Origin of the sequence: Sphaerotilus uruguayifluvii, assembly GCF_013294065.1 — a bacterium.
Taxonomy (GTDB): domain Bacteria; phylum Pseudomonadota; class Gammaproteobacteria; order Burkholderiales; family Burkholderiaceae_C; genus Sphaerotilus; species Sphaerotilus uruguayifluvii.
In genome coordinates, this window is sequence record NZ_JABSNM010000009.1 from 90,294 (window position 1) to 109,142 (window position 18,849).

The following is an 18,849-nucleotide window of genomic DNA, read 5'->3' on the forward strand; positions in this document are numbered from 1 at the left end:
GACAGCGGCACGTCGACCGGCAGCTCGGCGGCCTTCGGCAGCTCGGCGTCCAGCTCCGGCTGGGTCGCGGCCAGGTACTCGTCCAGCGGCACCAGCTTGCCCGGCTGCGTCGGCGCGGCCTTGCGCACGGTGCGCGCCGGTGCGGCGACGCCGCCCTCGGCGGCCGTCTCGGCCTTCTTCGCGCGCGGCTTGCGGGCCTTCGGCGCGGCCTCGGCCACCGGCGCTTCCGGCTCGTCTTCCTTGATGATGCGGGTGTAGGGGCTCAGCACCTGCACCAGCTGGGCGTAGACCTTCGGCGTGGCGGCGATGACCTCGCGCTGGTAGAGGTAGTCGGCCTCGCCGGTGAAGTTGCCGATCAGGCCGCCCGCCTCGGTCACGATCAGCGAGCCGGCGGCGATGTCCCACGGGTTCAGGCCGGTCTCGAAGAAGCCGTCATACCAGCCGGCCGCGACGTAGCACAGGTCCAGCGCGGCCGCGCCCGGGCGGCGCAGGCCGGCGCAGGCGGGCATCAGCTCTTCCATGATCTTCAGATAGCGCTTGAAGTTGTCGCCCTTGCGGAAGGGGAAGCCCGTGCCGATCAGCGAGTCGGCCAGACGCAGGCGCTTGGAGACGCGGATGCGCTTGTCGTTCAGGTAGGCGCCGCGGCCCTTGGTGGCGTAGAACAGGTCGTTGCGGCTCGGGTCGTAGACGACGGCCTGCTCGACCTTGCCCTTGAAGGCCAGCGCGATCGAGACGGCGTACTGCGGGAAGCCGTGGATGAAGTTGGTGGTGCCGTCCAGCGGATCGATGATCCAGACGAAGTCGCTGTGCTGCGCGCCCTGCGAGCGGCCCGACTCCTCGGCCAGGAAGCCGTGGCCCGGATAGGCCTGGCGAATGGTGTCGATGATCGCCTGCTCTGCCGCCTGGTCGACCTCGGTGACGAAGTCGTTGGGCCCCTTGCTGGTCACGGTCAGGCGCTCGAGGTCGAGGCTGGCCCGGTTGATGATCGCCCCGGCCGCACGCGCGGCCTTGATGGCGATGTTGAGCATGGGGTGCAAAGCGGCTTGCGACATGGGAATGCGGCTCCGGGACTCGGTTCGACGAGTGAAGTGGGTGCGAGGGGCTGGCGAAGGGAAAGAGCGGGCGCGGGTCTTGCGCGGCCACGCTGGCCTGCAACGCCTAAGATAACCGGACATTGTACGATGTCCGCGCCGCAAAAAAGCGCCTGAAAGGTCTTCTCCCGTGCCTGCCGTTCCCGATTCGACCCGCTTCGTGCTGGTCAACACCAGCCACCCCGGCAACGTCGGCTCCACCGCCCGCGCGATGAAGGTGATGGGCTTTTCCGAGCTGGTGCTGGTGGCGCCGCGCTTCGGCGACGTGCTCAGCCAGGAGGAGACGGTGGCGATGGCCAGCGGCGCGGCCGACATCCTGGTGCGCGCGCGCATCGTCGCGACGCTGGACGAGGCGCTCGACGGCGTGCAGCTGGCCTGCGCCACCGCGATGACGCCGCGCGACTTCGGCCCGCCGGTGGAGTCGCCGCGCGCCTGCTTCGAGCGGCTGGCCGTGCGGCCCGACAAGGTCGCCTTCGTGTTCGGCAGCGAGCGCTTCGGGCTGTCGAACGAGGATGTCTACCGCTGCCACGTCTGCCTCTCGATACCGACGAACCCCGACTACGGCTCGCTGAACCTGGCGCAGGCGGTGCAGCTGCTGGCCTACGAGTGGCGCCAGGCGCTGGGCGGCTTCGAGGTCGTGCCGCGCACCCGCGACGCCGCTCGCGCCGGCATCGACGCGGTGCAGGGCGCGCTCGGCCACTGGGAGCAGGCGCTGGTGCACCTGGGCTTCCTCGACCCGAAGGTGCCGCGCAAGCTGATGCCGCGCCTGAACCAGCTGCTCAACCGCGCCGAGCCGACGCTCGAGGAGATCAGCATCCTGCGCGGCATCGCCCGCGAGATCCTGCGCCGCGGCTGAGCGGCGCCGCCGAAATCGCGGGTGCCCGAGCGTGGCGCTGCGGCATTGCATCACGCGCCCTACACTGGGAGGCATCGACGCGCCGCGTCGCCCCCGAAGCTCGTCACGAGTCCGCCATGTTCAGCCGCCTGAAAGAAGACATCGACTGCATCCTCGAACGCGATCCGGCCGCCCGCTCGCGCCTGGAGGTGCTGACCTGTTATCCGGGCCTGCACGCGCTGTGGATCCAGCGTCTGGCGCACTGGTTCTGGGTGCGCGACTTCAAGTGGCTGGGCCGCTGGCTGTCGCACTGGGGCCGCTTCCTGACCGGCATCGAGATCCACCCCGGCGCCACCTTCGGCCGGCGGGTCTTCATCGACCACGGCATGGGCATCGTCATCGGCGAGATGGCCGAGATCGGCGACGACTGCACCATCTACCAGGGCGTGACGCTGGGCGGCACCTCGCTGGTCAAGGGCGCCAAGCGCCACCCGACGCTGGGCAAGGGCGTGATCGTCGGCGCCAATGCCTGCGTGCTGGGCGGCTTCACGGTGGGCGACGGCGCCCGCGTGGGCTCCGGCGCGGTGGTGACCAAGCCGGTGCCCGAGGGCGCCACCGCGGTGGGCAACCCGGCGCGCATCATCGCCGCGCAGCAGGACGCCCAGCGCGAGGCCGCGGCCGCCCGCATGGGCTTCTCCGCCTACGGCGTGACGCAGGGCGAGGATCCGGTCGCGCAGGCGATGAAGGGCCTGATCGACAACGCCTCCAGCCACGAGCACCAGATCGCGCTGCTGTGGCAGGCGATCGAGAAGCTCTCGGCGCGCGCCCGCGAGCTGCCGGCCGATCCCTGCGTGCCCGACGAGGCGCACCGCACCGAGAAGTTCGACGCCGAGCGGCTGAACCGGCTGGTCAAGTGAGCCGCTGATCCGCGGAGCCGCGGATCAGCGGCCCGCCGCCTTCATCCGTCGCCAAGGCGGGCCCGGCCACGCCGGGCTATGTTGCATCCTGTTTCAATCTGGATCGGGATGATGAAGGATGTCCGACGCGGCCGCGCCGCTTTCCTGGCCGCGGCCGTGCCGGCGCTGCAGCTGCTGGCGGCCTGCCAGTCCGACGAGGCTCCGGCCGGTGCCGCGACGCCGCAGGCGGTCGCCCTGACGCTGGGCGGCACGCTGCCGCTGCCGGGCGAGGCCGCGCTGGTGGAGCAGCCGGCCTGCGTGGCCTCGGGCCTGGGCACCGATCACCGCGTCGGTCCGGGCCAGACCTACGCGGAGCTCGACCAGGTGCCGTGGGAGAGCCTGAAGGCCGGCGACACGGTGCGCATCTTCCACCGCAGCTCGCCCTACCGCGGCAAGTTCATGCTCGCCGCGCAGGGCACGGCGGCCGCGCCGGTGCGCGTCTGCGGCGTGCGCGGCTCGAACGGCGAGCGCCCGGTCATCGACGGCCGCGGCGCGACGACACGCGCGGCGCTGGCGGCCTCGTTCGCCGGCAGCGCCAGCGCGATCTACCAGGCGCGTGCGGTCGTGATGGTCCGCGCCGCCGGCGACAGCTGGACGACGCGGCCGTCCCACCTGCGCGTCGACGGGCTGAAGATCGTCGGCGCGCACCCGCAGCAGTGCTTCCGCGACACGGCCGGCCTGGAGCAGGCCTACGAGCAGTTCGCCGCCTGCATCTGGATCGACCGCGGCGACCAGATCGTGCTGGCCGACAACGAGCTCGCCGGCTGCTCGATGGGCGTGTTCAGCCGCAGCACCGATGACGCCGAGGCCACGCAGACCCGCGGCCTGAAGCTGGTGGGCAACCATTTCCACGACAACGGCATCGTCGGCAGCTGGCTCGAGCACCACAGCTACACCCAGGGCCTCGACGTGCTGATCGAGCACAACCTGTACGGGCCGCTGACCGACGGCGCGCTGGGCAACGCGATCAAGGACCGCTCGGCCGGCCTGGTGGTGCGCTACAACCGCATCGAGGGCGGCGCGCATTCGCTCGACCTGGTCGAGGCCGAGGACTTCCCGGTCACCGCGCTGGCGCGGCCCGACTACCGCGTCACGCGGGTCTACGGCAACCAGATCCGCAAGGACGGCGAGACCGGCAGCCTGGTCCACTACGGCGGCGACCACTACGGCAGCACGCCCGGCGCCCGCTGGGGCGAGCCGATCTACCGCGGCGGCACGCTGCACTTCTTCCACAACACCGTGCTGGTGACCGGCCGCGCGGCGGCGATCTTCCAGCTCTCGACCACCGGCGAGCGCGCCGAGGTGCGCGACAACCTGATCGTCTTCGCCGACACGGTGACGCAGCGCAGCCTGCGCATGGGCCAGTCGGTCGGCGCGTCCTGGACCACCGGCGGCACGCTGGTGCTGGGCCGCAACTGGATCTCGGCGGGCTGGCAGGACACCGATCCGTGGCACCCGATCGGCGGCGAGCTGGTGCTGGAGACGGCGCAGCCCGGCGATGCCGTGCCGCCGGTCGAGCCGCTGGCGGGGCTGCCGGCCGACAGCGGCGCGGGCTGGACGCCGCGCACCGGCCGCGGCGTGACGGGCGCGGCGCAGGCGCTGCCGGAGGCGCTGTCGGCATATCCGGTGCAGTGGCAGAAGGGCCTGGACGGCCGCTCGCAGGCGCGGGCGCTGTCCGGCGCCGGGGCGGACCTCGGCGCGATGCAGCGCTGACCGGAACGCGGCGGTCCGCTGCGCAGGCCGTCACGCCGGCGGCCATCGACAGGCTCATCCCCCGCGTTCCCGGGGGCTCGTCGCGTGAACCTCTGCCTTCGGCCGCGCGGGCTGCCTGCCTAGCATGGCTGAAGGCCGTCCGCGGGGGGCGGCCGCCAAGCGGCGGCGACCGCCCGCCGGGGAACATCGGCCATGCTGGAACACGCTCACGACCTGCCGCGCGACGCACGCGGCGCCCGTTCTCTTGCCACGCTGACGGCGCTGTTCGCCAGCGCCGCGGCGCTGCTGGCCGGCTGCGGCGGCGGCAGCAGCGACGACGGCGAGGGCAGCGCCGCCCCGCGCGCCCAGGTGATGGCGGCCAAGACCGCCGGCGGCAACGGCAAGGGCAAGACCGCCCCGGCGCCTGCACCCGCCCCGGCACCCGCGCCGGCGCCATCACCGGCTCCGGCGCCGGAGACGCTGGTGTCGATGCCCGCCTGCGAGCCCTCCGGCAAGGGGCGCGACTATCCCGTCGGCCCGGGGCAGGCCTACACCGCGCTCGACCAGGTGCCCTGGGAGAGCCTGAAGGCGGGCGACACGGTGCGCATCTTTCCGTCGTCGACGCCCTATGCCGGCAAGTTCCTGATCGCCGCGCAGGGCACGGCCGATGCGCCGGTGCGCATCTGCGGCGTGCGCGCGGCCGACGGCTCGCGGCCGGTGATCGACGGCAACGGCGCCACCACCCGCGCCGCGCTGGCCTCGGCCTATGGCAGCAGCACCTACGCCAGCGACATCCACCAGGCCCGCTCGGTCATCGTCATCAAGCCGCTGGCCACGCAGGACTGGACCGCCTACCCGCAGCATGTGCAGATCGACGGGCTGAAGATCCAGCGCGCCCATCCGTCCTACACCTTCCGCGACGCCTCCGGCGCGACGAAGAGCTACCTGCAGTTCGGCGCCTGCATCTGGGTCGAGCGCGGCCACCACATCACGCTGGCCGACAACGAGATCAGCGACTGCCAGATGGCGATCTTCAGCAAGTCGACCGACGACGGCGAGTTCGCCCAGACCCGCGACCTGCGCATCGCCGGCAACCACATGCACGGCCACGGCATCGCCGGCAGCTACACCGAGCACACCACCTACACCCAGAGCGTCGGCGCGGTGATCGAGTTCAACCACTACGGCCCGCTGCGCGCCGGCGCGCTGGGCAACTCGGTCAAGGACCGCTCGGCCGGGCTGGTGGTGCGCTACAACCGCATCGAGGAAGGCGCGCACGCGATCGACCTGGTCGAGGCCGAGGACTTTCCGGTGACGGCGCTGGCGCTGCCCGCCTACCGCACCACCCACGTGATCGGCAACCAGATCCGCAAGACCGGCGACACCGGCAGCGTCATCCACTACGGCGGCGACCACTACGGCAGCTCGCCCGGCGCGCTCTGGGGCGAGCCGATCTACCGCAAGGGCACGCTGCACCTGCAGCACAACACCTTCCAGCTGGGTGGCACGACCGCCTGGCTGCTGCAGCTCTCCACCACCGAGGAGACGGCCGAGGTGCGCAACAACATCGTCGTCTATGCCGACAGCGTCACCCAGCGCAACCTGCGCATGGCGCAGGAGATCGGCGCCGGCTGGACCAGCGGCGGCATCGTCAACCTGGGCATCAACTGGGTGTCGAGCGGCTGGCAGGACTCGGACATCTGGCATCCGGTGCCGGGGCAGCTCAACGGCACCGCCGCGCTGATCTCGGGCAGCAGCGCGCCGATCGATCCGGCGACCTGGATTCCGCTGGCCGGCAGCGCAGTGATCGACGCGGCCGCGCCGTGGCCGGTCGAGCTGGCCGGCCTGGAGCCGACCTGGCAGCTCGACGCGGCCGGCATGGCCCGGCCCCGCACGATCGTCGGCGCGGCCCGCGACCTGGGCGCGGTCGAACGCTGAAGCGCAAGCCGCCGGCAAGGTCGGAGCGGCGATCCTTCGGTAAGTTACATCCTGTTTCAAATGGATTCGGGATGTCGTCATGAAGATGGATCGCCCTGGAGATCGGCACGGCCGTGGTGCCCCCGCGCGGCCGCGCCACGCCGCCACCGGTGTCGTGCTGGCGCTGCTGGCGGGCTCGCTTCTGTCGCTGTGCGGCTGCATCTCGGGCGGCAGCTCGGCCGCGGAGCAGGACGGGCCGCGGGCCCAGGCGCTGGACACGACGATCCAGGAGACCGTCGGCAGCAGCACGCTGCAGCCTTTCAGCGACTGCGTTCCCTCCGGGCGCGGCATCGACTTCCGCGTCGGGCCGGGGCAGTCGCTGGCCTCGCTCGACGAGGTGCCGTGGGAGAGCCTGAAGGCCGGCGACACGGTGCGCCTCTTCCCGTCATCGACGCCGTACCGCGGCAAGTTCCTGGTGGCGGCGCAGGGCACGGCCGACGCGCCGGTGCGCATCTGCGGCGTGCGCGATGCACGCGGCGAGCGTCCGACGATCGACGGCAGCGGCGCGACCACCCGCCGCGCGCTGGCCGGCGCCTACAGCAGCGTCGCCGAATACAGCGACATCCACCAGGCGCGCTCGATCATCCTGATCAAGCCGCTGGCGACCGATCCGGACGCCTGGAACCGGGCGCCGTCCCACATCCAGATCGACGGGCTGCGCATCGTGCGTGCCCATCCCGACCTGAGCTTCTCCGACGCGGCCGGGGCGCAGCACCGCTACGACGCCTTCGGCGCCTGCATCTGGATCGAGCGCGGCCGCAGCATCACGCTGGCCGACAACGAGATCGCCGACTGCCAGATGGCGGTCTTCAGCAAGTCGACCGACGACAACGAGGCCTCGGTGACGCGCGACCTGCGCCTGGTCGGCAACCATTTCCACGGTCACGGCATCGCCGGCAGCGACCGCCAGCACGCGACCTACACCCAGGGCGTCGGCACGATCATCGAGTTCAACCGCTACGGCCCGCCGCGCGAGGGCGCGCTGGGCAACGCGATCAAGGACCGCTCGGCCGGGCTGATCGTGCGGCACAACCGCATCGAGGAGGGCGCGCACGCGCTCGATCTGGTCGAGGCGGAGGACTTCCCGAAGACCGCGCTGGCCACGCCTGCCTACCGCCAGACCGACGTGCACGGCAACGTCATCATCAAGCGCGGCGACACCGGCAGCGCGGTGCACTACGGCGGCGACCACTACGGCAGCTGGGCCGGCGCGCTCTGGGGCGAGCCGATCTACCGCAAGGGCACGCTGTACTTCCACGACAACCTGGTCGAGCTGACCGGCGCCGAGGCGGCGCTGTTCCAGGTCTCTACCACCGAGGAGCGGGTGCAGGCGTGGAACAACATCGTGGTCTACGCGCCGACGGTGCAGGCGCGACTGCTGCGCACCGACCAGGACATCGGCGCGTCCTGGACCAGCGGCGGCATCGTGACGCTGGGCGCCGACAACCGCATCGTCGCCGGCTGGCGCGACGCCAGCCCGTGGCGCGCGATCGGCGGCCAGCTGGTCGGCGTCGAGCGGGTGACGACGATCGACGCGATGCCGGCCGATCCGGCCGCGCTGATCGCGCAGTCCGGCGGCCTGCTCGGCGCGCCTCAGGTGCGCTGAGGCCTGCGCGCGGTCTTCGGCCGGAAGGCGCTGACGACCGACTCGCGCGTCTCGATGTAGGGCCCGCCGATCAGGTCGATGCAGTAGGGCACCGCGGCGAAGATGCCCGGGCAGGGCGGCTGCGCGCCCGGCAGGCCCTCCAGCGTCTCGGCGATGGACTTCGGCTGGCCCGGCAGGTTCAGGATCAGCGCGCGGCCGCGGATCACCGCCACCTGGCGCGACAGGATCGCCGTCGGCACGAAGCGCAGGCTGATCTGGCGCATCTGCTCGCCGAAGCCCGGCATGACCTTGTCGGCCACCGCCAGCGTGGCCTCGGGCGTGACGTCGCGCGGCGACGGGCCGGTGCCGCCGGTGGTCAGCACCAGGTCGCAGCGCTCGACGTCGACCAGCTCGCGCAGCGTCGCGCTGATGCCGTCCTGCTCGTCCGGGATCAGCCGGGTGACCCAGGTGACCGGGTTGTGCAGCGCGCGCGCCATCCAGTCCTGCAGCGCCGGCAGCCCCTTGTCCTCGTAGACGCCGCTGCTGGCGCGGTCGCTGATCGAGACCAGGCCGATGCGCAGCGGCTCGGGCGGGGGCAGGGCGGTGGCGGTGGGGTCACTCATCGTCGTCCTCCTGGTCGTCGGCTTCGTCGTCCTGGGCGGCTGCGGCGGCGGCCGCGGCCAGCGTGGCCTTGATCTGCTGGAACAGGTCGCGATAGGCGCGGCCCTTGCGCTCGGTCGGGGCCTCGGCGCCCTGGGCGGCAGCGGCCTCGGCCGTGGCCTGGTCCTTGCGCGCGTTGCGGATCAGCGTGCGCAGCGCCTGCGCGTCGGTGCCGGGGTGCTCGCCCATCCACTGGGTGAAGGCGTCGTCCTCGGCGATCAGGCGGTCGCGCCAGCGCTCGGCGGTGTGCAGCGCCAGGGTTTCCCTGGCGCCGGGCAGCTTGAAGGAGGCCACCGCCTCGCGCAGCGGCTCCGGGTCGATGCCGCGCATGATCTTGCCGATGTACTGCAGCTGGCGCCGGCGGCCCTCGTGCGAGCGGGTGCGCTTGAGGTCGAGCAGCGCGTCGAGCAGCGACTCAGGCATGCCGACGATCGCCTTCAGGCGGTGCGCCGGCATCTCGTCGAGCTCCTTGCCCAGGGCCTGCAGGTCGTGCATCTGCTTCTTCAGCCGCGTCTTGCTGGGGCGGCCGGCGAAGTCCTCGTCCTGGAAGCCGTCATCGGCGCCGTCGTCGTGATCGAAGTGGTAATTCGGGTGCATGGGTGAGAGGGGGGCTCGGGGACCGCGCGGGTCGGGCTGCCCCCATTGGGGACGACGGCTATGATACGAGCGACCACCCCCAGCCCAGCCTGTCCATGACCGCCAAGACCCGCCGTCCGTCCCGTTCGAAGGCTGCAGCTCCGGCTGCCGCGACCGTGCCCGCCCAGGCGCCCGAGGCCGGCTTCGCCTACAGCCGGGCGCAGTTCGCCGACCTGGTCGAGCAGACGCTGGAGATCGCGAAGTCGCTCGGTGCCAGCGATGCCGGCGTCGAGGTCTCCGAGGGCTCGGGCCTGTCGGTGTCGGTGCGCAAGGGCCGGCTCGAGAACGTCGAGCGCAACCGCGACAAGGCGGTCGGCGTGACCGTCTACCTCGGCCAGCGCCGCGGCAATGCCAGCACCTCCGACTTCTCGCCGCAGGCGCTGCGCCAGACGGTGCAGGCCGCCTACGACATCGCCCGCTTCACCGCCGAGGATCCGGCCGCCGGCCTGCCCGAGGTCGAGGACCTCGCGCTGGGCGAGGCGGCCGAGTGCCGGCTCGATCTCTTCCACCCCTGGCAGGTCGAGGCCGAGGCCGCCGCCGAGATGGCGCTGCGCTGCGAGGCCGCGGCGATGGGCGTGGACCGGCGCATCACCAATTCCGACGGCGCGGGCGTGTCGGCGCAGCAGTCGCACTTCTTCGCCGGCAACAGCCGGGGCTTCCGCGGCGGCTATGCCAGCTCGCGCCACTCGATGTCGGTCTCGCCGATCGCCGGGCGCGGCGCGCAGATGCAGCGCGACTCCTGGTACAGCTCGGCGCGCGACGTGGCCGACCTGGCCTCGCCCGAGGCGGTGGGCCGCTACGCCGCCGAGCGGGCGCTGTCGCGCCTGAAGGGCCGCAAGATCGCCACCGGCGAGGTGCCGGTGCTGTTCGAGTCGACGGTGGCCGCCGGCCTGCTCGGCGCCTACGTGCAGGCCACCAGCGGCGGCGCGCTCTACCGCCGCACCACCTTCCTGGCCGACAGCCTGGGCCGGCAGGTCTTTCCCGAGCACATCGACATCCTCGAGGATCCGCACATCCTGAAGGCCAAGGGCAGCGCGCCCTTCGACGACGAGGGCGTGCGCACCCGCGCCCGCCAGGTGGTCGAGGCCGGCGTGACCCAGGGCTACTTCCTGTCGAGCTACTCGGCGCGCAAGCTCGGCATGAAGACCACCGGCCACGCCGGCGGCGCGCAGAACCTGCGCCTGTCGAGCCGCCTGACGCAGGCCGGCGACAGCCTCGACGAGATGATCCGCAAGCTCGGCCGCGGCCTGTTCGTCATCGAGCTGATGGGGCAGGGCGTCAACTACGTCACCGGCGACTACTCGCGCGGCGCCGCCGGCTTCTGGGTCGAGAACGGCCGCATCGCCTATCCGGTCGAGGAGATCACCATCGCCGGCAACCTGCGCGACATGCTGCACGGCATCGTCGCCGTCGGCGCCGACGAGTACACCTCCGGCAGCCGCACGATCGGTTCGGTGCTGCTCGACCGCATGATGGTGGCCGGCCACTGAGCGGGCGGACCGGACGCGCCTCGCCGCCGTGCTGGCCGTCGTCGCCTGCTCGATCGCGCTGGTCGTGCTGACCACGCTGATCCACTACGAGACGCTGCGGCAGCTGCACCGGCGCCTGCCGCGGCTGCCGCTGCCGCACCGCGCGCGGCTGGTGGTGGTGATGCTGGTGGCCTTCGTCGCCCATGCGGTCGAGATCCTCGTCTACGGGCTGGCGATGCATGCGCTGGTGCGCTGGGGCGGGGCCGGCGTGCTGCAGGGAGCGCCGGGCTCGCCGCTGGCGACCTTCATCTACTTCTCGGCCGAGACCTACACCTCGCTGGGCTTCGGCGACCTGGCGCCGATGGGTCCGGTGCGCTTCATGGCCGGCGTCGAGGCGCTCAACGGCCTGCTGCTGATCGGCTGGACCGCCTCCTTCGTCTACATCGCGATGGAGCGTTTCTGGAGCCGCTGAGATGCGCATGTCCATGCGCGTTGACCCTAAGTAATTCTGCGCAGGGGTAAGTCTCGTGGCTGGCCGGGGGGAGGGCTTCCTAGAATCGGTCCCGATCCCGATCGTACCGGTCGCTCGAAAGAAATCCCTTCAGGAGCCTTCTGCATGGAACGTCGTTCATTCATCCGTCACTCCGGCCTGGCCGGCGTCCTGGCAGCGGGTGCCGCTCCGGCCCTCGTGCATGCGCAGGCCAGCATCCGCTGGCGCCTGGCCTCGAGCTTCCCGAAGTCGCTCGACACCATCTTCGGCGGCGCCGAGGTCTTCGCGAAGAAGGTCGGCGAGATGTCGGGCGGCAAGTTCCAGATCACGACCCACCCGGGCGGCGAGCTGATGCCCGCCTTCGGCGTGGTCGACGGCGTGCAGAACGGCACCGTCGAGTGCGCGCACACCGTGCCGTACTACTTCTTCGGCAAGGACGAGACCTTCGCGCTGGGCGCGGCCGTGCCCTTCGGCATGAACAGCCGCCAGATGACGGCGTGGATGATGGAGGGCAACGGCCTGAAGCTGATGCGCGAGTTCTACGCGCAGTACAACATCGTCAGCTTCCCGTGCGGCAACACCGGCGCGCAGATGGGCGGCTGGTACCGCAAGCCGCTGCAGTCGCTGGCCGACGTCAAGGGCCTGAAGTTCCGCGTCGGCGGCTTCGCCGGCAAGGTGGTCGAGCGCCTGGGCGGCGTGCCGCAGAACATTCCCGGCGGCGAGATCTACCAGGCCCTCGAGAAGGGCACGATCGACGCGGCCGAGTGGATCGGCCCGTACGACGACCAGAAGCTGGGCTTCAACAAGGTGGCGCCGAACTACGCCTACCCGGCTTGGTGGGAAGGCGGTCCGCAGATCGACCTGTTCATCAACACCAAGGCCTACAACGCGCTGAGCGCCGAGTACAAGGCGATCGTCGAGGCGGCCGCGGCCTATGCGCATGTGGACATGCAGGCCAAGTACGACGCGAAGAACCCGGCGGCGCTCAAGCAGCTGGTCGCCAGCGGCACCAAGCTGTTCCGCTTCCCGAAGGACGTGATGGAGGCGGCCTTCAAGGAATCGATGGCGCTGTACAGCGAGCTGTCGGAGAAGAACCCGAACTGGAAGAAGGTCTACAGCGACTTCGCCAAGTTCCGCGCCGACCAGAACCTGTGGTTCCGCTTCGCCGAGGCCGGCTTCGACGACTTCATGCAGGCGCAGAAGCTTTGATCCACATCCCTTGTGGATTGTCGCTGGGGTAATCCCCGCACGACACATCGAGCGGCGCTTCCTAGAATCGGTCTCCTGCCTTCGGGTGAGAAACAGGAGACAAGGTTCATGGAACGTCGCTCGTTCGTTCGTCATGCCGGCCTGGCCGGCGTCCTGGCCGCCGGCACCGCCCCGGCCCTCGTGCATGCGCAGGCCAGCATCCGCTGGCGCCTGGCCTCGAGCTTCCCGAAGTCGCTGGACACCATCTTCGGTGCGGCCGAGACCTTCGCGAAGAAGGTCAGCGACATGTCGGGCGGCAAGTTCCAGATCACGACCCACCCGGGCGGCGAGCTGATGCCGGCCTTCGGCGTGGTCGACGGCGTGCAGAACGGCACCGTCGAGATCGCGCACACCGCGCCGTACTACTTCTTCGGCAAGGACGAGACCTTCGCGATGGGCTGCGCCATCCCGTTCGGCCTCAACAGCCGCCAGATGACGGCGTGGATGATGGAGGGCAACGGCCTGAAGCTGATGCGCGAGTTCTACGCGCAGTACAACATCGTCAGCTTCCCCGGCGGCAACACCGGCGCGCAGATGGGCGGCTGGTACCGCAAGCCGATCCAGTCGCTGGCCGACATGAAGGGCCTGAAGTTCCGCGTCGGCGGCTTCGCCGGCAAGGTGGTCGAGCGCCTGGGCGGCGTGCCGCAGAACATTCCCGGCGGCGAGATCTACCAGTCGCTGGAGAAGGGCACGATCGACGCGGCCGAGTGGATCGGCCCGTACGACGACCAGAAGCTGGGCTTCAACAAGGTGGCGCCCAACTACGCCTACCCGGGCTGGTGGGAAGGCGGTCCGCAGCTGGACTTCTTCGTCAACAGCAAGGCCTACGGCGCGCTGAGCGCCGAGTACAAGGCGATCGTCGAGGCCGCCGCGGCCTACGCGCATGTGGACATGCAGGCCAAGTACGACGCGAAGAACCCGGCGGCGCTCAAGCAGCTGGTCGCCGGCGGCACCAAGCTGTTCCGCTTCCCGAAGGACGTGATGGAAGCGGCCTTCAAGGAATCGATGGAGCTCTACGGCGAGCTGTCGGAGAAGAATCCGAACTGGAAGAAGGTCTACGCGGACTACTCGAAGTTCCGCGCCGAGCAGAATCTGTGGTTCCGCTTCGCCGAGGCCGGCTTCGACGACTTCATGCAGGCGCAGAAGCTCTGATCTGGCGCTTATCGCCTGTCGGGTGATGCAGGTTCCGCACGGGTGCCATGCGCTGGCACCCCTGTGACTCGCTCGGCGGCGATCACACACTGGTCGCCACGGGTCGGACACCACTTTCCTTCCTCCTCCCTCAAACCCGACCCGGAGAAGGATGCGACATGAGCCTGCAACAGGAACTCGACGATTTCATGGCCCACGTGCGTACTCAGGTGCCGGCCGAGGTGCTTGCCCCCGTCGAACGCTTTTACGCCCAGGATCTGCAGTCGGCGGGGCGTTTCCCGGACGTGCTGCAGGTCGGCGATCTCGTGCCGCTGTTCGAACTGCCCGATGCGCACGGTCGTCCGGTGAGGCTGGCCGACCTGCTGGCGCGTGGCCCGGTGGTGCTGAGCTTCTACCGCGGTGCCTGGTGCCCGTTCTGCAACATGGAACTGCGCAGTCTGCAGAGGGTGCTGCCCGAGTTGCAGGCGCTGGGGGCCAGTCTGGTGGCGATCTCGCCCGAACTGCCCGACCACAGCCTGCCGCTGGTCGAGCGCGAAGGCCTGTCGTTCCCGGTGCTGACCGATCTCGGCAATACCGTGGCCCGGCAGTTCGGCATCGTGTTCCCGCTGGAAGGCGAGGTGCGCCGGATCTCGCTGGAAGTCTTCCAGGTGGATTTGCCCAGGTTCAACGGCGATGCCAGCTGGGATCTGCCCGTCCCTGCCACCTTTGTGATCGCACCGGATCGTTCGATCCGTCTGGCCTTCTTCGATCCGGAGTTCCGCCATCGGGTCGAGCCGCAGGTCGTCGTGCAGGCCGTCCGCGACACACAGGCCTGAGCCGCCGACTGGCATGGGGTGCGTACCGCGCTATGCGGTGCGATCACCGCTCCTGCAGTCCGCCGGGCGAGGGCAGCTGGCCACGGCGTCCTTCAAGAAGTCGATGAACAGCCTCACCTTGGCTGGCACATGGCTGCGGCTGGGATAGACCAGCCAGGCCCCGGCGGGCGCATCGGTGACGCCCACCTCGTGATCGGGAAACAGGTTCAGCAGGTTCCCGGCCAGCAGGTCCTCGTCGATCAGCCAGTGCGGCAGCAGTGCCGGGCCCATCCCGGCCAGGACGAATTCGCGCAGGGCCAGCCCGTTGCTGGTCTGGACGCGTGCACGGATGGGCACCTGCATGCTGCCCCCGCCGTCGGAAGGCCTGAACAGCCAGCGGTCACGGAAGCCGGGCAGGGCAAAGCTCACGCATTCCACCTGCGCCAGATCGGCCGGCGACTGCGGTGCCGACGACTGCGCCCGCAGCCAGCCCGGACTGGCCACGACGCGGTACTGCACCGGCATCAGCGGCACCGCCACCAGACTGGAATCCTTCAGAGCGCCCAGCCGCACGGCCACATCGACACGGTCGGCCACCAGGTCCACCATCGCATCGGTGAGCATCAGCTCGACATCCAGCCGCGGATGACGGGCGCAGAACGCCGGCAGGAAGGGCGCCACCCGGCGCAGCCCGAAGGTGTTGGAGACGCTCACGCGCAGCTTGCCGCGCACCTGCTCACCGGCATCGACCAGGGCCAGGCGCGCCTGGTGCATTTCCTCCAGCAGCGGGCCCAGTCGCTGGGTGTAATCGGCACCGGCCTCGGTGAGCACCAGCTGGCGGGTGCTGCGCTGGAACAGGCGCACGCCGAATTCCGCTTCCAGTCCCGCCACCACGCGAGAGACCGACGAGGGGTCCACGTTGCGCTCGCGGGCGGCGGCCGCGAAGCTGCCTAGCCGTGCCACGCTCATCAGCAATTCCAGATCGTTCAGGTCCATGCATTCATGTATCAGCAATTCCAGATCGTTCAGGTCCATGCATTCATGTCGTTCCGGCATGGCAGCCGTGTCGGGGAGCGACTGTATCAAGCCGGGAGGTATCCCTAGTCTTGCCGCCGTGATCGCCCCATTTGGTCGGTGCGATCTCTTCCACCGGCCCTCGGGCTGCCATTCAAAGGACTGCGACATGACCCATACTCCGCTGCTTGTGCGCATCGATTCGAGCGCCCGTCTGCAAGACTCCACGAGCCGTCAGCTGGCTGACGAGGTCGAGCAGGCGTGGCGCCAGGCCCACCCGTCCGGCACCGTCCTGCGCCGCGATCTGGCGCTGCAGGCCCTGCCACATCTCGAAGATGCCACCATCCAGGGCTTCTACACGGCGCCCGACGCGATGACATCCGCCCTGCGCGAGGCCACCGCCTTGTCGGATACCCTGATCGACGAGCTGAAGTCGGCGCACACGCTGCTGATCTCGGCGCCGATCTACAACTTCTCGATCCCGTCGGCGCTGAAGGCGTGGATCGATCAGGTCGTGCGCATCGGGTACACGTTCTCGTTCGACGGGCACCAGTTCACAGGACTGGTGACCCGGCCCCGCGCCGTCCTGGCACTGGCTTATGGCGCGGAGGGCTATCAGGATCCGGGTCGGCTGATGGCGATGGATCACCTCAGGCCCTATCTGACGCAGCTGCTGGGTTTCCTGGGCATCGGTCAGATCGACGTGCTGAGCGTCGAAGGCACGTCCACCCAGCCTGAAACGGCGCAGGCAGACCGGGCCTCGGCCCGGCAGCAGATGCTGGCCCTGTTCAGCCGGCAGGACTGACGGCCGTCGCATCAGGGGCCGAGGGAATAATCCACCCGCTTGGCCGGTATCTCCGTGCATCGGTTGTCTGTCTGAACGAGGAGCTGATGATGCGGATGAGGCATGGTGCCGGCCTGATGTGCCGGGTCGGATTCGGGGTTGCCGGAGGGCTGCTGATGCTCGGAGCGGCGCAGGCTGCAGCAGGCGATGTCGAGCGTGGCCGCCTGCTTTATCAGGGCCGCTGCAGCGCCTGCCACGCGCCCGACTACCACGGCGTCGGGCCGCTGCACCGGGGCGTGTTCGGACGCGGCGCCGGCAAGGCCCCAGGCTACGACTACTCGCCAGCGCTGAAGGCGGCAACGCTCACCTGGGACGATGCCAGCCTGGATCGCTGGCTGGCCGATCCGGAGCGGCTGCTGCCCGGGCAGCGCATGGGCGTGAACGTGCCCGATGCGGCCGAACGGGCTGATCTGATCGCCTATCTGAAGTCGCTCGCACCTCGTCAGTCGCTCCGCAAGGAATAAACCGCACCGTCCGCCGGTATGGCATGACGGGACGATCGGTTCCCTGACAAAGGAGCGAAGGCATGGACATGGATCGGGACATCGGGCGGCGGCACTTCCTGCACCTGGCGGCGCTGGGTGGCGGGGTGGTGTTCGCCTCGGGGTTGAGCGGCTGCGCGGCGGCCGGCGCAGCGATGCAGGACGGGGCGATGCAGGGTGATTTCTGCTTCGTGCAGCTGTCCGACACGCACTGGGGCTACCAGGGCGCGGCCAATCCGGACGCGCAGGGCACGCTGCGCAAGGCGGTGGCGGCGGTCAATGCGCTGCCGGTGGCGCCGGACTTCATCGTCTTCACCGGCGACCTGACCCACACCACCGACGATCCGGCCGAGCGCCGGCGCCGCATGGCGGAGTTCAAGTCGATCGTCGCCGACCTGAAGGTGCGCGATCTGCGCTTCATGCCGGGCGAGCACGATGCCTCGCTGGACCGGGGTGCGGCGTTCCGCGAGTTCTTCGGCGAGACGCACTACACCTTCGCGCATCGCGGCGTGCAGTTCGTGGTGCTCGACAATGTCTCCGACCCCGGCGCGCGCCTGGGCGACGAGCAGCTCGGCTGGCTGGCCGCGCATCTGGCGACGCTGGATCGCACGGCGCCGCTGGTGGTGCTGACGCACCGGCCGCTGTTCGATCTGGCGCCGACCTGGGACTGGGCCACCCGCGACGGCGCCCGCGCCATCGCGCTGCTGATGCCGTTCCGGCACGTCACGGTGTTCTACGGCCACATCCACCAGGAGCATCACCAGATGACGGCGCACATCGCCCATCACGCGGCCCGCTCGCTGATCTTCCCGCTGCCGGCCCCGCTGTCGCAGGACAAGCGCGCGCCGCTGGCGTGGGATGCCGGCATGCCGTATCGCGGCCTGGGCTGGCGCAGCGTGAATGCGCGCGGACAGGGGCTGCAGCTCGCGCTCGACGAACACCCGGTGGTGCGCGCATGAGCCGCACATCCATGAGCCGCACATCGTCAAGGCGCCGGTGGCTGCGGCTGGCGCTGGCCTCGGCCGGTTCGGCTGGCGGCCTGCTGGCGCTGGGTGGATCGATGCGCTCCGCGCTGGCACAGCCCGCAGCAGCAGCCGGGCCGGTGCGCGAGGTCGAGGTCACCGCGCGCCGCTTCGAGTACCTGCCCAACGAGATCGTGCTGAAGGCTGGCGAGCCGGTGGTGCTGCTGGTGCGCTCGCTCGACTTCGTGCACGGCATGAATTTTCCGGTGCTCGGGCTGCGGGCCGATCTGGTGCCGGGGCGCATCACCCGCGTCGAGATCCCGGCGCAGCGGCCGGGCGTGATCGACTTCGTCTGCGACAACTTCTGCGGCGACGGGCACGAGGAGATGCACGGCCGACTCGTCGTGCGCGCATGACGGCCGGCGGCACGACCTCCGCCTTCGAGGCGGCCATCGTGCCGTGGCTGGACGCCGGCTACAACCTGGCGCGCTGGTTGCTGCGCGACGAGGCCCAGGCCGAGTACGCCGTGCAGGAAGCCGTGCTGCGGGCGCTGCGCTATTTCCACGCGCTGCGGGGCGGGGAGGCGCGGGCCTGGTTCCTGGGCATCGTGCGCAAAACCTGCTTCACGCATCTGGAGCAGCGTCGCGACGGCCGCGAGCAGAACGGGCTGGAGGACGATCATCTGGAGGTGCTGCAATGGTCGGCCGGGCTGGCGGGGCAGGATCCGGCCCTGCTGGTCGAGCAGTCGCAGGGGCGCGGGCGCGTCGATGCGGCGATACGTGCGCTCAGCCCGCCGCTGCGCGAGGTGCTGGTGCTGCGCGAGCTGGAGGAGCTGGACTACGCCGAGATCGCGCAGGTGGTCGGCATTCCGATCGGCACGGTGATGTCGCGCCTGTCGCGTGCCCGGGCGCAACTGAAAATGCGGCTGTCGCCGACCGGCCAGGCCGGACGATCATGATGAA

Annotated in this window: 18 protein-coding genes and 1 pseudogene; 15 read left to right on the forward strand and 4 right to left on the reverse strand. The window is 70.3% G+C overall.

Going from position 1 to position 18,849, the window contains the following annotated elements:
* Nucleotides 1-229: 229 nt before the first annotated feature.
* Nucleotides 230-1,052: pseudogene (locus tag HNQ01_RS11665) on the reverse strand (inositol monophosphatase family protein); the annotation flags it as partial.
* A 169-nt stretch (nt 1,053-1,221) separates the two neighbouring features.
* Between HNQ01_RS11665 and HNQ01_RS11670 the strand changes: the two are divergent.
* From HNQ01_RS11670 to HNQ01_RS11690, 5 genes are all read left to right on the forward strand, one after another.
* Nucleotides 1,222-1,947, forward strand: coding sequence for an RNA methyltransferase (locus tag HNQ01_RS11670; protein ID WP_173805610.1), 726 nt, complete (start codon nt 1,222-1,224; stop codon nt 1,945-1,947).
* 116 nt (nt 1,948-2,063) lie between these two features.
* Nucleotides 2,064-2,843 carry a serine O-acetyltransferase gene (cysE, locus tag HNQ01_RS11675; RefSeq protein ID WP_173805611.1) on the forward strand — a complete coding sequence of 260 codons (780 nt, stop codon included), beginning with the start codon at nt 2,064-2,066 and terminating at the stop codon, nt 2,841-2,843.
* 111 nt (nt 2,844-2,954) lie between these two features.
* Nucleotides 2,955-4,595 (forward strand): hypothetical protein, encoded by a 1,641-nt coding sequence (locus HNQ01_RS11680; RefSeq protein WP_173805612.1) that lies wholly within the window; start codon nt 2,955-2,957, stop codon nt 4,593-4,595.
* 192 nt (nt 4,596-4,787) lie between these two features.
* A complete protein-coding gene (locus tag HNQ01_RS11685) occupies nt 4,788-6,512 on the forward strand; it encodes a right-handed parallel beta-helix repeat-containing protein (RefSeq protein ID WP_173805534.1) in 1,725 nt (574 codons plus the stop codon).
* 79 nt (nt 6,513-6,591) lie between these two features.
* Nucleotides 6,592-8,157, forward strand: a complete 1,566-nt coding sequence (locus tag HNQ01_RS11690) for a right-handed parallel beta-helix repeat-containing protein (protein WP_173805613.1) — start codon at nt 6,592-6,594, stop codon at nt 8,155-8,157.
* Here the strand turns inward: HNQ01_RS11690 and mog are convergent.
* Both mog and yjgA read right to left on the reverse strand, forming a co-directional pair.
* Complete coding sequence (gene mog, locus HNQ01_RS11695) at nt 8,145-8,759, reverse strand: molybdopterin adenylyltransferase (protein WP_173805614.1); 615 nt, start codon at nt 8,757-8,759, stop codon at nt 8,145-8,147. The genes HNQ01_RS11690 and mog overlap by 13 nt on opposite strands.
* Nucleotides 8,752-9,393, reverse strand: a complete 642-nt coding sequence (gene yjgA / locus HNQ01_RS11700) for a ribosome biogenesis factor YjgA (RefSeq protein WP_173805615.1) — start codon at nt 9,391-9,393, stop codon at nt 8,752-8,754. The genes mog and yjgA overlap by 8 nt, the downstream gene beginning before the upstream one ends.
* Before the next feature lie 95 nt (nt 9,394-9,488).
* On the opposite strand from yjgA, the gene pmbA reads away from it, so the two are divergent.
* The 5 genes from pmbA to HNQ01_RS11725 all read left to right on the forward strand — a co-directional run bounded on the left by pmbA (nt 9,489) and on the right by HNQ01_RS11725 (nt 14,606).
* Nucleotides 9,489-10,922: a metalloprotease PmbA gene (gene pmbA, locus HNQ01_RS11705; RefSeq protein WP_173805616.1), complete on the forward strand. Its 1,434-nt coding sequence runs from the start codon at nt 9,489-9,491 to the stop codon at nt 10,920-10,922.
* A gap of 28 nt (nt 10,923-10,950) precedes the next feature.
* Nucleotides 10,951-11,373: an ion channel gene (locus HNQ01_RS11710; protein WP_173805617.1), complete on the forward strand. Its 423-nt coding sequence runs from the start codon at nt 10,951-10,953 to the stop codon at nt 11,371-11,373.
* Between the two features lie 144 nt (nt 11,374-11,517).
* The gene (locus HNQ01_RS11715) at nt 11,518-12,600 is read left to right on the forward strand and encodes a TRAP transporter substrate-binding protein (RefSeq protein ID WP_173805618.1); all 1,083 of its coding nucleotides are present in this window, start codon (nt 11,518-11,520) and stop codon (nt 12,598-12,600) included.
* Nucleotides 12,601-12,708: 108 nt separating this feature from the next.
* Nucleotides 12,709-13,791: a TRAP transporter substrate-binding protein gene (locus HNQ01_RS11720; protein ID WP_173805619.1), complete on the forward strand. Its 1,083-nt coding sequence runs from the start codon at nt 12,709-12,711 to the stop codon at nt 13,789-13,791.
* A 158-nt stretch (nt 13,792-13,949) separates the two neighbouring features.
* A complete protein-coding gene (locus tag HNQ01_RS11725) occupies nt 13,950-14,606 on the forward strand; it encodes a peroxiredoxin-like family protein (protein ID WP_173805620.1) in 657 nt (218 codons plus the stop codon).
* A gap of 30 nt (nt 14,607-14,636) precedes the next feature.
* Here HNQ01_RS11725 and HNQ01_RS11730 read toward each other — a convergent pair whose 3' ends face one another.
* Nucleotides 14,637-15,620, reverse strand: a complete 984-nt coding sequence (locus HNQ01_RS11730) for a LysR family transcriptional regulator (protein WP_217427511.1) — start codon at nt 15,618-15,620, stop codon at nt 14,637-14,639.
* A 148-nt stretch (nt 15,621-15,768) separates the two neighbouring features.
* Here HNQ01_RS11730 and HNQ01_RS11735 point away from each other — a divergent pair, with 148 nt between their 5' ends.
* The 5 genes from HNQ01_RS11735 to HNQ01_RS11755 all read left to right on the forward strand — a co-directional run bounded on the left by HNQ01_RS11735 (nt 15,769) and on the right by HNQ01_RS11755 (nt 18,845).
* Nucleotides 15,769-16,404 (forward strand): FMN-dependent NADH-azoreductase, encoded by a 636-nt coding sequence (locus HNQ01_RS11735; protein WP_173805621.1) that lies wholly within the window; start codon nt 15,769-15,771, stop codon nt 16,402-16,404.
* Between the two features lie 89 nt (nt 16,405-16,493).
* Nucleotides 16,494-16,907 carry a c-type cytochrome gene (locus tag HNQ01_RS11740; RefSeq protein WP_434801500.1) on the forward strand — a complete coding sequence of 138 codons (414 nt, stop codon included), beginning with the start codon at nt 16,494-16,496 and terminating at the stop codon, nt 16,905-16,907.
* Between the two features lie 62 nt (nt 16,908-16,969).
* Nucleotides 16,970-17,884, forward strand: a complete 915-nt coding sequence (locus tag HNQ01_RS11745) for a metallophosphoesterase family protein (RefSeq protein ID WP_434801501.1) — start codon at nt 16,970-16,972, stop codon at nt 17,882-17,884.
* Complete coding sequence (locus tag HNQ01_RS11750) at nt 17,881-18,303, forward strand: cupredoxin domain-containing protein (protein WP_173805622.1); 423 nt, start codon at nt 17,881-17,883, stop codon at nt 18,301-18,303. Before HNQ01_RS11745 ends, HNQ01_RS11750 begins: the two co-directional genes overlap by 4 nt.
* Nucleotides 18,300-18,845: a sigma-70 family RNA polymerase sigma factor gene (locus HNQ01_RS11755; protein ID WP_173805623.1), complete on the forward strand. Its 546-nt coding sequence runs from the start codon at nt 18,300-18,302 to the stop codon at nt 18,843-18,845. Before HNQ01_RS11750 ends, HNQ01_RS11755 begins: the two co-directional genes overlap by 4 nt.
* Nucleotides 18,846-18,849: the final 4 nt, after the last annotated feature.